Source organism: Caldithrix sp. (genome assembly GCF_056497305.1).
In genome coordinates this window covers 20,616-33,603 of record NZ_JBSMDE010000017.1, presented here as the reverse complement: position 1 = coordinate 33,603, position 12,988 = coordinate 20,616, and the positions used below count along the sequence as shown (strand labels likewise).

Sequence of the window (12,988 nt, the reverse complement as noted above, 5' to 3'; positions counted from 1 at the left end):
CGTCTGTGGTCCGGAGTTGTCGGACATAGATTTTACTTTCTGGCGCCATTATGACCGCGAAAAAGTACAGGTCCTGGGGATTAACAACGGCGAAGACCTCCAGACTACGCTTACTTTTATTAACACATTTGGATTGAGTTTTCCGGTATTAGAAGACCCCAATTCCAATGTTTACTGGAAATTTCAAATGCGCGGTTTAACTCCCTACCCGCGCGACATCATTATCGATGAAAAAGGCATTATTCGCTACATGCATTCAGAATATGATCCGCAATACATGCTCGAAACCATCGACTCTTTGTTGGTAACAGACCTAAATGCTTTCCAAACTGTTCAGGCCTCGCCCAGGGCTTTTCAGCTTTTCGTGTTCCCCAATCCATTTAATGGCCAGATGCACCTGCGCTTTCGCCTGCCCGACCGTCAGCCCGTTAAACTCCATATATTTACTTTGAACGGCCAACTCCTTTTCCATAGAGTGATCCAAAATCGGCAGCCTGGAGCGTGGGTTAAACAATCGTTCGATTTTACCCCATGGTCCAGCGGGATTTACCTGGTACGGCTGCACAGCCAAAGTCATTCGGAAACAAAAAAAGTGGTGCTGATTAAATAAGATGTTCTTCTTAAAACGTGTTTATGGTCCTCCCATTCGTGCCTTACTGCAGTCTTTACAATCCATGCCAGAAAATTTTTCTTTTTTCTTGCTTTAAAATCGATTAACTTAAAACAAGAAAGTGACCGAAACAGGAAGAGACCTGTTCAACACCCAGATGTGCTTTACCACGACAATTCGATTTTTCATTATTAATTGAACTCTGGTCTTATTAACAGGGATTGAGAGATGAAAAGCATGAGTAATCCAAAACAATGTTTGCCTCTGGTGCTAACTATTTTGCTAAGTATTTTTGCCATTCAGGGGCAGGCCAACACCCGCTTACCCGGTTTTGTGCAAAGCTCCTACTTTAACGAACAGGTCGTTACCTTCCGATGGCGGCCGCAAATCCGCGTCCAGATCAATGCCCCTTCTCCTGAGCGCTTTGATGGCACAAAACCCGTTGGGCTGGTTTTTTATGCCTTACCCAATGGCAACACCATTGAACAGACGGCCGGTAAACGCATCAGCCAGGGAGAAGATTGGCACTTTGATATTCAACACATCGCCGCTCAAACACGCTTTGTTCGCCAGCAGGTAACCGATTACAATCTAATTACCATTTATCTGGAAACAGAACAATTGAGCTGGCCAGCCTGGAAGGCACAACACGCCGACTACGCCTCTATCATCAAAAGATTGGTTGAACATATAAAGAGTTATTTTGCGGCTTACCAGCCATTTTTAATTCTGAGCGGTCATAGCGGTGGGGGACGTTTTGTTTTCTCTTTTCTGGATGCCCATGACCCAATCCCGCAAGATGTGCGTCGCATTTGTTTTCTGGAAAGCGATTACGGCTATGACGATGCGTACGGGGCCAAACTGGCGCAATGGTTAAAGGCAGACAGCAATCACTTTCTCAGTGTATTAGCTTACAATGACAGTGTGGCTTTGTACAACGGTCAGCCTGTTGTCTCACCTACGGGCGGAACCTGGTACCGCAGCCGGCTGATGCAACGCTATCTGGCACAACATTTTACCTTTACCACCAGAGAAGACGAGCAGTTTATTCAGCACAGCGCCCTTGGCGGTAGAGTGCAATTCTTCTTAAAAAAGAATCCTGAACGAAAAATTTTACATACCGTTCAGGTCGAACGCAATGGTTTTATCCACACCCTGCTCAGCGGCACCCCTCTGGAAGAGGCGAACTATCAGTATTTTGGGCAAAGAGCCTACTCAGAGTGGATTCAAGACAAGGCCATCGTCCCACCGCCTTTTCAGATTCCCATCCGTTCGCCTCAGGCCATGACCGGTTCACAATTTATGGAGTTTGTTAAGAACATGACCTTTGAAGAACGCGAGCAGGCCATTCTGAATGAGCTACTAACCGGAAATGTTCCCTATTTTTTACGCCAGGCCAAAACGCTCACGGCCACCTTTAATGACAGCCATGGACAGCCTCACCAGGTTGAGTACCAGGTCTTTCCGGATTATCTGTCCATTGGCGCTGACAGCGATTACTGTCGCATTCCCATGGGCCCTATAACCGCCCAAAAAGCCGCCGATTTTTACGGCACTACCATGCCCACGCGAAAACTGGTGGATCATATTTACCAGAATGCAGAGATTAAACTGGCGCCCGTCACCTACACACCCGTGGGCAATGCAAACGAAACAGTGCAAAAGTTTGTCGAACACAACGCCGCTATCGAAGCGCAGCTTAAAGCAGCCCATGCGCAGTTAGGACAGTTGATTGGAGGCATTAAAAAGGACGTGGTCATCAGCAATAAAATCACCGATCCCCTCAGGCCTAACCACGTGGTCATTTACGGCTGGCACCAGTTGAACGGAGAACCGATTCAACCCCTGACCAACATTCACATCAATACCTATGTCGATTACAGTCATGGCATTCGCTATCTGGCAGCACAGGTCATGGTTGATGGTGAGGCAAAAACGTTGCAGGAAATTTTGAAGGATGCCGTGCAATACAAGATTTTCAGCGATGAAGACGGGCCGATGCAACAGCCCTCCTATCTGTCTGACAGCACTCTCCCCGACCGGCCTAAATCTTTTGGCCTTAAGTGCCAGGCTGCGGGCCAGGTGCGCCTCTTTCTGCAACCCGCGGCTAAAGCCGATCAATACCGGCTGCTGGCCAGCCACGACGGCTTACATTTCGATTCCCTGACCACCTTTAGCGGTACCGAAATCACTTTGCAAAATTTGGCACCGGACAGCATATTGTATGTTAAATTGCAGTCTCAAAACAGCGCCGGCGCCTCTGCCCCCACCGAAGTGCTGGCGGTTCTGCCGCAAATGGCAGACACGGCGCGTATTCTGCTGGTGTACGGTTACGATCGGCCTTACTCGGGCAACAGCTACGACTTTATTCGTCAGCATGCTCAGGCGCTGTTTAATGCCGGTTACGAATTTGACTCCGTAACCAACGAGGCAATCACCAGCAGTTTAATCGATATACAGGACTACAGCGCAATCGACTACATTTTGGGCAATGAGTCAACCGCCGACGAAACTTTCTCTTCTGCTGAACAGACAGCTCTGGCTCAGTTTCTGAAAGCTGGCGGCCGCTTATTTGTCTCCGGCTCTGAAATCGCCTGGGATTTAGATTACAAAGGCAGCGCGGCAGACCGTGAATTTTTCCACGCCTATCTGAAAGCCACCTATGCTGCTGACGCGCCGGGCAATAAAGCCGGCGTTTACTACGCGGCACGCGGCACAGCAGACAACATCTTTGCCGATTTAACTCACATCTCATTCGACAACGGCACACACGGAACCATTAATGTTAAATACGCTGATGCCATTAATCCCACTGGTGGCAGCCAAAGCGCTTTGCAATATCTTAATGTTTCGCAATACAATATCGCCGGCATAACCTATCAGGGGGTCTTCAAAAATGGTAGCAAACCTGGCAAACTGGTCTATCTGGGCTTCCCTTTCGAAACTGTTTACCCCCAACAAACGCGGGATGAGTTGATGGACAGGGCCATGTCTTTTCTATTGGCCCGGCCCACCAATCTGGTCCAGAGCAGGGGCCCCCGGCCCCTACGTTACGCCTTAAGCCCAAACTTTCCCAACCCTTTTAATGCCAGCACGCGATTCACTTTTCAGATTCCGAAATCAGGTTGGGCGGAAGTGACTCTGTTTAATGCCAGGGGCCAGCTTGTCCGCACCTGGACCTTTAAAAGCCTATCTCCCGGAACTTACCAGATTGCCTGGGATGGTACGGATCAACACAATATTCCGGTGGCCTCAGGCAGCTATTTTTACCGTCTTAGAACCAGCCGCTTTGCCCAAACACGACGCATGGTCTTAATTCGCTAAGGCAGTAGAGCTTCAACCAAAAACATTTCCTCGGGAATTTAAAAACCACGGAGAGCACAGAGAAGCCTTTTTAAATTAAAAATTTCGAATTAGGAATTATTTTTTAAAGGGCAAATTGTACCTAAACAGTGAGGGCTCGTGCCGAGATGTCATTCTGATCCCGCTTCTGTCGTAACTCGAGCTTCAGCTCGAACCTGTGTAATAGCGAAGAAAGCATCAAGCGCAGGCATTAAGTCTGCGCCTACCGATCGGCTGAATTTCCCTGTCGCTTTCTGTGCAGAAGTTGTATTTAAAGCGCATCGCTTGTGCAAGAAAATATTATCGTGGTTATGGTTACCAGCGCCCGGCAATTTTCTCCGAGCACCGTTCACAACGGCCATCTCTAAGACCGGTAATCTTTACCTGGTACCAGTTGCGTTCGATCAATGTATGCCCACATTGGGGGCAATAGGTGGTTTGACCATCCGGATCGTGGACATTCCCGGTATAACAATATTTAATCCCGCTTTTTAACGCCACTGCCCTGGCCTGGCGCAGAGTGGAATAGGGCGTGGGCGGATGATCGGTCATTTTAAAATCAGGATGAAAGGCGGTAAAATGTAAAGGCACATCGTCGCCCAGAGTTTCCAGAATCCAGTCGCACATCCTCTTTATTTCATCCATCGAATCGTTTTGGCCAGGGATCAGCAAAGTCGTGATTTCGAACCAGACATCGGTGTCTTTCTTCAGCCACTCCAGTGTATCTAAAACCGGCTGTAAGTGAGCATTGGTCAGGCGATAATAGAAATCTTCGCTAAAGGCTTTTAAATCCACATTGGCTCCGTCAATGAATTCAAACACCTCTTCCCGCGCTTTCCGATCAATATAGCCATTGGTCACCATCACGGTTTTGATGCCCACTTCGTGAGCCAATCTGGAAATATCGATGACGTATTCACCAAAAATAACGGGATCATTGTAAGTGAAGGCGATCGAAGGGCAACGGTATTTTTGCGCTAAACGAACCACCTCTTCCGCCGACACGTTCAAAGCATTCAACTCATCCAGGCGCGCTTTACTCATGGTCCAGTTCTGGCAAAACTTGCAGCCCAGGTTGCAACCAGCCGTACCAAAACTTAATATGGTGGTTCCCGGGTAAAAATGATTCAGAGGTTTTTTTTCAATGGGATCGACAGCAAAACCGGTCGGGCGCCCATAGGCCGTGGTAATTAATTCGCCATTTACATTTTTACGTACAAAACAGAACCCAGCCTTTCCTTCGGGGATATTGCAATAGCGGGGGCACAGGGTGCAGAGCACACGTCCATTTTCGCCAGCCTGCCACCATTTTGCTTTTAAAGAGGTTACGGGCATTTCCATTTTTACCCCCTTCTTTGTTTTTTTAATATAATGCAAAAATTCAGACAGGGTTTCAAATAAAAATTATGGGCAGAATTATTCCAATTTCATCCCAAAAGATTCAACAAACCGTTTTTTATGCCGAAAACCATTACAGATAAGCAAATTTAAAGGCGGAAATGAAGGAAAACAAAAATATGTCTCAAACTATTTTACGGTATGAAGAACTTTTGGAACTTTTACGTACACGCCTGAGTGTACTCAATACATCTGTTTTTTTGCTGGAGGAAAACTTAAATATTAATGATCCGAAAACAAATGAGTATCTGAAAAAAATAAATAATGAACTGGAGCGCATCCGAAAACTAATCATTGAAATTCCTGAAAGTCTCAGGAGTAATTAAATGAATGAAGCAAAAGTAGAAGAGGCCAGGGCCAAAGCAAAACCAATGGAAAAATGGAAACCCAATATTCTGGTCATTGAAGATGAACCGGAAGTCCGTGAAAGTTACATCGATATGTTCGACTTTTTAGGCTACAAGGTGGATGTGGCAGAGAACGGAATGGCCGGCCTTGAAAAGCTCAAAAAGAAGTCCTACCACATTGTCTTCACCGATTTAAACATGCCTGTGATGGACGGTCTGCAAACCCTGCGCCTGATCCGCAAAAATTACCCGGATACAGAAGTCATCGTGATCACCGGTTTTGCCACCATCGAAAACGCCATCAAAGCCATGAAACAGGGCGCTTTTGACTACATTACCAAACCCGTCTCTTTTGAACACGTGCGCATTGTGCTTAACCGTTGCATTCAGAATATCAATGCCCGCAGAGAGAATCAGGAGTTAAAGGATTTAAACGCCAAGTTGCGGGAATTGAACGAAATAAAGAACAAGTTCATCACATTAACCAATCATGAATTAAGAACGCCCCTGGCTGTTTTAAAAGGATATTTTGACCTTTTATCCCTGGAACTTAATGAGAATCCCAATTCGGAGACCATTAAAGAGTACCTGTCCATCATTCAATCAACACTCAACGAGATGAGTGAAATGGTTGAAAACATGCATGATTTAACCCTGCTCAACAATTACACGCAATTGATAAATAAAAAAGAATTTAAAATCAACCAATTAGTCCTGCGTGTTTACAACAAGATGAAATCGCTCTTTGAACTGAGAAAGATTCAGTTTGCTTACCGCCTGGAAGACAAAGATCCCGCTGTTTTGATTGATCCTCAAAAAATGGAGAAGGCCATCAGCGAATTAGTGCAGAACGCCTTAAAATACACGCCGGAAGGTGGAAAAGTTTTGTTGCGCGTTAAAATGGACATCAACAAAAAACTGGTCTATTTATCCGTAGCCGATAACGGCATTGGTATCCCCCACGATAAACTGGGCCTAATCTTTGAGCCCTTTTACGAAGTGCAGGATGAGATGCATCACTCTACTTCCAAAACAGAGTTTATGGGCGGCGGCATTGGGGTCGGTCTGTCCATGGTCAAAGAGATTGTGGAAGCACATGATGCCGAATTGATTGTGGAAAGCATGCCAGGAAAAGGAAGTATTTTTACCATTCTGCTCAAAGCCGTACGTTTTTAGAAGGCCGTCATTTTTTTGAAAATTTTAACGCGTTCTTTTATCTCCTTCATCGAAAGCATTTCCAGACGTTTAAAGCTAAAATCTTCTACATTGAACGAAGCGATGGTGCTACCATAGACAATAGCCTTTTTTAGGGTAGGCAGATCGATTTGTCCCGTTCTGGCTAAATAGCCCATAAAACCGCCGGCAAAACTATCTCCCGCACCTGTGGGATCTACTACATTTTCTAAAGGAAAAGCCGGAACAAAGAAAAATTCATTATCATGAAAGAGCATGGCCCCGTGCTCCCCTTTTTTCACAATCACGCTTTTGGGGCCCATTTTAGGAATGGCTCTGGTGGCCTTGATCAGGCCCATTTCGCCGGTCAATTCTTTAGCTTCTTCATCATTCAGCACAATGATGTCGGCATGCCTCAGCACCTCTTCCAGTTCTTTTCGTTTTCCGCTAATCCAGAAATTCATGGTGTCCAGAACAATCAATCGCGGATTATTGATCTGCTTTAATACATCCAATTGCAATTCAGGATCAATATTGGCTAAAAAGACGAATTCGGCTTCTTTGTAGTGCTGGGGGATGACCGGCTGAAAACGTTCAAAAACATTTAAATAGGTAAATAGGGTCTCCCGTTTGTTCATATCATCAAAATATCTTCCACCCCAGCGGAATGTTTTGCCGCTTTCCATGTACAGACCATCGAGATTGACGCCTCTTTTTTTCAGGAAAGAGATTTTCGAAGCATCAAAATCAGAGCCCACCACTCCAACCACATTAACCGGAGTAAACAAACTGGCAGCAGCGCTGAAATAGAGCGCAGATCCGCCCAGAGAGTCTTCAACTTTGGTGGTAGGCGTTTCAATGGTGTCATAAGCAATGGATCCGACAACTAATAGGCTCATGAGATCTCCTTTACATATGTTCCGGCGCAGAAATGCCAAGGACATGCAATCCATTGGCAATTACCGTTCTCACCGCATCAATCAAGGCCAAACGGGCCCGACTTAACGCTAAATCGTCGCTGATCACGCGACATTCCGTGTAAAATTTATGGAACAAAGACGCCAGATCGAACAGGTAATTAACCACGCGGTGGGGCTCAAAACTCAAGGCGGCCATTTCAAGGGTTTGCGGAAATTGCACCAGGTGCTTAATCAAATTCAGTTCTTCTTTTGTCTCCAACAGTTGAAAATCAAAAGCACCTGTTCGCTCTATTTGGCGTTCATCGGCTAATTTCAAAATGCTGCAAATTCGGGCATGGGCATATTGAACATAAAAAACCGGATTCTCATCCGATTGTTTTTTAGCCAGCGACAGGTCAAAATTCAGGTGGGAGTTCATGCTGCGCATTAAAAAGAAATAGCGCGTCACGTCCACGCCTACTTCTTCCATCAGTTCGTCAAGGGTAATAAAATTGGCCTTGCGTGTCGACATTTTTACCTTTTCTTCGCCCTCGTACAAGGTAACAAACTGATGGATTAACACCTTAATTTTGTCGACCTCGTAGCCCAGGGCCTTTACCGCTGCCAGAACATCGGGATAGGTAGCGATATGGTCGGCGCCAAACACATCAATGATCAGATCGTAGCCCCGTTTTACCTTTTCCACATGGTAGGCAATGTCCGGCAGACGGTACGTAGGCTCGCCCGTGCTTTTAATGATGACCCGGTCTTTTTCAAATCCTAATTTGCTGGTCAAAAACCAGGTCGCCCCGTCTCTTTCAGCCACCAGTCCCTTCTGACGCAGGCGCTCAACCACTTCATCGATCTTGCCTTCTTCGTACAAAGATTTTTCATTAAAAAACACATCAAACTCAAAGCCAAGACGCTTAATGGTTTTTTTGATATCGGCAAAGATCATGCGTTCGGCATATTCCTTAAAAAAGGTCACATCGCTCTCTTCTTGCAAAGAGGCACCTTTTTCGGAAAAGATCTTTTGAGCGATTTCAATAATGTACTGTCCCTGATAATAATCTTCCGGAAATTCAACCGGTTGCCCGCAAAGCTCCAGGTAGCGTAAACGCACCGAATCTCCCAAGATGCGCATCTGGCGTCCGGCATTATTAAAGTAGTACTCCCGTGTAACATGATAGCCCATGCTTTCTAACAGGCGGGCAATGGTATCCCCCAGAACGGCCCCGCGGCCATGCCCGATGGTCAATGGACCGGTGGGATTGGCGCTGACAAATTCAATATTAGCTGTCTTGCCCTGCCCCAGAGTCGATTGTCCGAAAGAATCCTTTTTCTCTAAAATTTCCGCTAACTGCCGATACAAATTGACATTGGAAGTGAAAAAATTAATAAATCCTGGGCCGGCAATCTCGATTCTTGAAATATAATCGCTATCCTTTTTGATGAAATCCTTTATTTCCTGGGCGATTTGCCGGGGATTCTTTTTAAGGTGTCTGGCCAGTTGTAGGGCCAGGGTAGAAGCATAGTCGCCAAAGCTTTCTTCCCTGGGCCGTTCCAGGATGATTTCCACATCATTTATGTTGTGCGCCTTCAGGAAGCGTTGTAATTCCTGCTCAATAAATTCCTGTGTTGTCATACTTGCTCTTCCGTGACTAATTCCATTTTGGCGTCGGCGTACAGACGTTCAAGACCGTAAAATTCACGCGCTTCCGGATTGAAAATATGTACAACCACATCGACGTAGTCCAATAGCACCCAGCGCAAATATTCATATCCTTCTTTACTGTAAGCTTTAACGCCCTGTTTACGCAACTCATCTTCAATGTGATCACAAATGGCCTTGATTTGCAGGCCGGACTCCCCGCTCATAATGACAAAGTAATCTGTGTAGTCGGTGATCTCTTTTAAATCTATGACGGTAATTTGCTTAGCCTTTTTATCCAGTGCCAGATCCGTAATCTTTTTTACCAGTTCCTGCGCTGTCATTCACCCTTCCCTTTAAATATTTCTAACGACTTAAAATCCTTCCCAATCACAATGGTAATATCGGCAATCGGATTGGGATTGGCAATAAATTCCACCTGTTCTTCAGGAATGCCAATTTGTTGCGCCAATTTTCTGGCTTTCTCTCTGGTCTTTTCAGAATCGACCTGATTGATGATACGCGTCTTTTCAACCTCAAAAAAGGGCTTGCCTTTTTTTAAGTAATTTCCGGTATTGACCACATCGTATTTCAGGGACATTAATTTATCGGCCAGAATTTTGGCTATGCCCTGCTCGCCGCAACCGTTTAAAATTTCTACCTGAATATTGGGCAGAAAGGTCTCCGGCTGACGGCTCTTTTCCGGCACGGTTTCGGAGGGCAGTTGTGGTCTTTCTTCGCTCTTTTCGGGCATGGGCGTTTCTCTGGAAGTCAACTCCTTTAATGCGGGTAATTTTTCCTTGACCACAGGCAAAAGATAATTGTAACCCACATATAAAAAACCTACAACGACGATTAAAATAAACACAAATTTGAAAAATCCGCCAAAAGAATTTGATTTTTTAGGGAAATGGCGCCTTTTGGCCTGTAGCGATTTTTTAGTGTTCATCAATTGCGTATTAGTTCTTCTGCGATGTCTCAACGTATTTCCCTGCATTTATTTTATTCGTTTTATGAACGTGCGGAATTTAAAGAAAATACACCAACAATTCTAATCTTTTTTATGGCAGCCCCCAGATTTCAAAATATTCCGGCGCAAAAAGAGTTTGCCACAAGGCAGGTCGAAGGAGAATGGTTCCATAAAAAACTGGAATCAGGATGGATAAAATCTGGTTTGCCTCCTGTCTTTTTGAACACCTTTTTGTGGCTTAATAACCAAATTGGGAAAACTCTCCCAACACCGGACGGTAAAAAGGCGAGCTGTTAAATTCCAGCGAAATCTTACTGTTTTCCGAAATCTGATAGTGTAACTGAGCTCCGCCAAAAAACTGCGGTTTATTTAAAAAGAAGCCCTGACCAAACGTGTTGTAAGGGGATGACATGATGCCAATATTGGCCCGCAACCACAGTTTTTCGGATATCTGGTAATCAATCGTATTTAAATAACTGCTCAACATCATGCTTTGACCGGCCCAGCTACCAAAAGACATGGACACCGTGTGGTGCATTTGCAGTTTATTGGGATTTAAGATTCCTCCAAACAGAGCCGCTTGTGGATTGGTTAAAACAGATGCAATGTTCGGTTTGGTTGGCTGGTGTCGAAATTGAGCCCATAAGGGGAATGAAAAAATCAATACCATTAATAAAGAGCCAACAAAGAATCGTTTGTTAGTCATGGTCAACCCCCAATGTTATTTCCATTTCAAATCAGATAATTGAACTCTGATTTGCCGGATTTGTTTCCCTAAAAAATAAAAGTTCCATAAGCAAAAGGCAAGAAAAAATAAACTCTATCTGCTCGAGCAACGGTTTAACTCAGGATGGTGTTATCGATCAAACGGGCCGGTTCAAAATAGACAGCCAGGGCCAGTAAAACAGGACGTTCACCTGCTTTTGGCTGGCCGAGGGTTTCGGCATCCACAGCCTCAATGTAATCGATCCTCCCTGAAGATTCAGTGTTAATCATCTGGCGCATTTGCGCTTTGATGGCTTCCAGATTGTGGTTGCCTTTCCGAAAGGCTTCTTCCGCCCATTTTAAACTGCGGTAGAGTACGGTTGCTTCTTTCCTTTGCTGCGGGCTCAAATATTTGTTGCGCGAGCTCATGGCCAGACCGTCTTTTTCCCGCACAATCGGGGCCACAACGATCTCTACCGGAAAGTTCAGGTCTTCGGTCATGCGCCTGATGATAATGGCCTGTTGTGCGTCTTTTTGACCGAACACAGCCAGATCGGGCTGGACAATGTTAAATAGTTTGGCCACAATGGTGGTCACACCGCGAAAATGCGTGGGGCGCGACTGGCCACACAACACCTGGCTTAAATCTTCGGTGATCACATAGGTCTTGTGCAGCGGAGCATACATTTCGCGATCATCCGGATAGAACACAGCATCAACCCCTTCGGCCAGACAGAGCCGCTCGTCCCGCTCAAAATCGCGGGGATATTTTTCAAAATCCTCGTTGGGCCCAAATTGTGTGGGATTCACGTAAATGCTTACCACCACCCGACTGGCCCGTTTTTTAGCCTGGCGGATCAAGCTCAAATGACCTTCATGCAAAAAACCCATGGTCGGCACAAAGCCGATGGTTTCGCCCCGGGCTTTCATGGCCCTGGTCCAGGCCCGCATTTCCGGAATGGTCTTAATAACTTTCATGGTCATCCGGGAAATCTCTTTGTTTAACATCCTGTACGTAGTTAATAAAGGCCTCCAGCATTGTTTTGCCCAATTCGGCGTATCGGCGGACAAATTTAGGTTTGAATTTTTCGTAAAGCCCTAACATATCGTGGCTTACCAGAACCTGCCCATCGCAGAATTTTCCGGCTCCAATTCCAATGGTTGGAATGTTCAGGCTTTCGCTGATCTCCCGGGCCAGATTAGCAGGCATTTTTTCCAGAACGATGGAAAAGACGCCGGCTTTTTCCAGCAACACGGCGTCTTCTTTCAATGTTTCGGCCATTTTGGCTTCCTTGCCCTGAACCCCGTACCCGCCAAACAGATGAACCGATTGGGGCGTGAGGCCTAAATGTCCCATGACCGGAATGCCGATTTGGACAAGACGCTCAACCAGGGGCAGCACCGTTTTGCCCCCTTCAATTTTAACCGCCTCGGCGCCTCCTTTCTGCAAAAAGCGTCCGGCATTGCGCACGCCTTCCTCCAGGCTAACCTGGTAACTCAAAAAAGGCATGTCGGCCACCAGCAAAGCCCGATTCACCCCTCGGCGTACCGCTTTAACATAATGCAGCATCTCATCCATAGTCACTGACAGCGTATTTTCGTGCCCGGCCATAACCATGCCACCCGAATCTCCCACCAGAATAATATCAACGCCGCTCTGATCCAGAATTTCTGCCATCAAGGTATCATAAGCCGTTAGCATGGCAATGGGCTCGCCCTGTTCCTTCAGGCGTTTAATCACAGGAACGGTAATTCTCTTAACTTCTTTTTGCAATGACATGGCCCCCACCCTCAAATCCTTTTTACCATCAACGGTAAATTACAAAGTTCAAAAATCAGGGGCAAACAAATATCGAGAACATCACTACAGCGGGCTTCTTCCTTGCTGACCGC

General features: G+C 45.9%; 12 protein-coding genes and 1 pseudogene. 5 read left to right on the top strand and 8 right to left on the bottom strand.

Annotated elements, in window-relative coordinates:
• Positions 1-10: 10 nt before the first annotated feature.
• The 3 genes and pseudogenes from ACWB0I_RS01575 to ACWB0I_RS01565 all read left to right on the top strand — a co-directional run.
• Positions 11-241, top strand: a pseudogene (locus tag ACWB0I_RS01575) (redoxin domain-containing protein); the annotation flags it as partial.
• A 9-nt stretch (positions 242-250) separates the two neighbouring features.
• Complete coding sequence (locus ACWB0I_RS01570) at positions 251-610, top strand: T9SS type A sorting domain-containing protein (RefSeq protein WP_479386299.1); 360 nt, start codon at positions 251-253, stop codon at positions 608-610.
• A gap of 237 nt (positions 611-847) precedes the next feature.
• A complete protein-coding gene (locus ACWB0I_RS01565; protein ID WP_479386275.1) occupies positions 848-3,934 on the top strand; it encodes a FlgD immunoglobulin-like domain containing protein in 3,087 nt (1,028 codons plus the stop codon).
• Between the two features lie 333 nt (positions 3,935-4,267).
• Here the strand turns inward: ACWB0I_RS01565 and amrS are convergent, their stop codons facing one another.
• The gene (gene amrS / locus ACWB0I_RS01560) at positions 4,268-5,293 is read right to left on the bottom strand and encodes an AmmeMemoRadiSam system radical SAM enzyme (RefSeq protein ID WP_479386274.1); all 1,026 of its coding nucleotides are present in this window, start codon (positions 5,291-5,293) and stop codon (positions 4,268-4,270) included.
• 158 nt (positions 5,294-5,451) lie between these two features.
• Between amrS and ACWB0I_RS01555 the strand changes: the two genes are divergently transcribed.
• Positions 5,452-5,676, top strand: coding sequence for a hypothetical protein (locus ACWB0I_RS01555; RefSeq protein WP_479386273.1), 225 nt, complete (start codon positions 5,452-5,454; stop codon positions 5,674-5,676).
• Complete coding sequence (locus ACWB0I_RS01550) at positions 5,677-6,873, top strand: ATP-binding response regulator (protein ID WP_479386272.1); 1,197 nt, start codon at positions 5,677-5,679, stop codon at positions 6,871-6,873.
• On the opposite strand, the gene ACWB0I_RS01545 is transcribed toward ACWB0I_RS01550, so the two are convergent.
• The 7 genes from ACWB0I_RS01545 to panB all read right to left on the bottom strand — a co-directional run bounded on the left by ACWB0I_RS01545 (position 6,870) and on the right by panB (position 12,875).
• On the bottom strand, positions 6,870-7,769 hold the full coding sequence (locus tag ACWB0I_RS01545) for a PfkB family carbohydrate kinase (protein WP_479386271.1): 900 nt from the start codon (positions 7,767-7,769) through the stop codon (positions 6,870-6,872). The genes ACWB0I_RS01550 and ACWB0I_RS01545 overlap by 4 nt on opposite strands.
• 10 nt (positions 7,770-7,779) lie before the next feature.
• On the bottom strand, positions 7,780-9,414 hold the full coding sequence (gene argS, locus ACWB0I_RS01540; RefSeq protein WP_479386270.1) for an arginine--tRNA ligase: 1,635 nt from the start codon (positions 9,412-9,414) through the stop codon (positions 7,780-7,782).
• Positions 9,411-9,764, bottom strand: coding sequence for a ribosome silencing factor (rsfS, locus tag ACWB0I_RS01535; protein WP_479386269.1), 354 nt, complete (start codon positions 9,762-9,764; stop codon positions 9,411-9,413). Before rsfS ends, argS begins: the two co-directional genes overlap by 4 nt.
• A complete protein-coding gene (locus ACWB0I_RS01530; RefSeq protein WP_479386268.1) occupies positions 9,761-10,402 on the bottom strand; it encodes a LytR C-terminal domain-containing protein in 642 nt (213 codons plus the stop codon). The genes rsfS and ACWB0I_RS01530 overlap by 4 nt, the downstream gene beginning before the upstream one ends.
• Before the next feature lie 226 nt (positions 10,403-10,628).
• Positions 10,629-11,096 carry a hypothetical protein gene (locus ACWB0I_RS01525; protein ID WP_479386267.1) on the bottom strand — a complete coding sequence of 156 codons (468 nt, stop codon included), beginning with the start codon at positions 11,094-11,096 and terminating at the stop codon, positions 10,629-10,631.
• Positions 11,097-11,230: 134 nt separating this feature from the next.
• Positions 11,231-12,073: a pantoate--beta-alanine ligase gene (panC, locus tag ACWB0I_RS01520; RefSeq protein WP_479386266.1), complete on the bottom strand. Its 843-nt coding sequence runs from the start codon at positions 12,071-12,073 to the stop codon at positions 11,231-11,233.
• Positions 12,060-12,875: a 3-methyl-2-oxobutanoate hydroxymethyltransferase gene (panB, locus tag ACWB0I_RS01515; RefSeq protein WP_479386265.1), complete on the bottom strand. Its 816-nt coding sequence runs from the start codon at positions 12,873-12,875 to the stop codon at positions 12,060-12,062. The genes panC and panB overlap by 14 nt, the downstream gene beginning before the upstream one ends.
• Positions 12,876-12,988 lie beyond the last annotated feature (113 nt).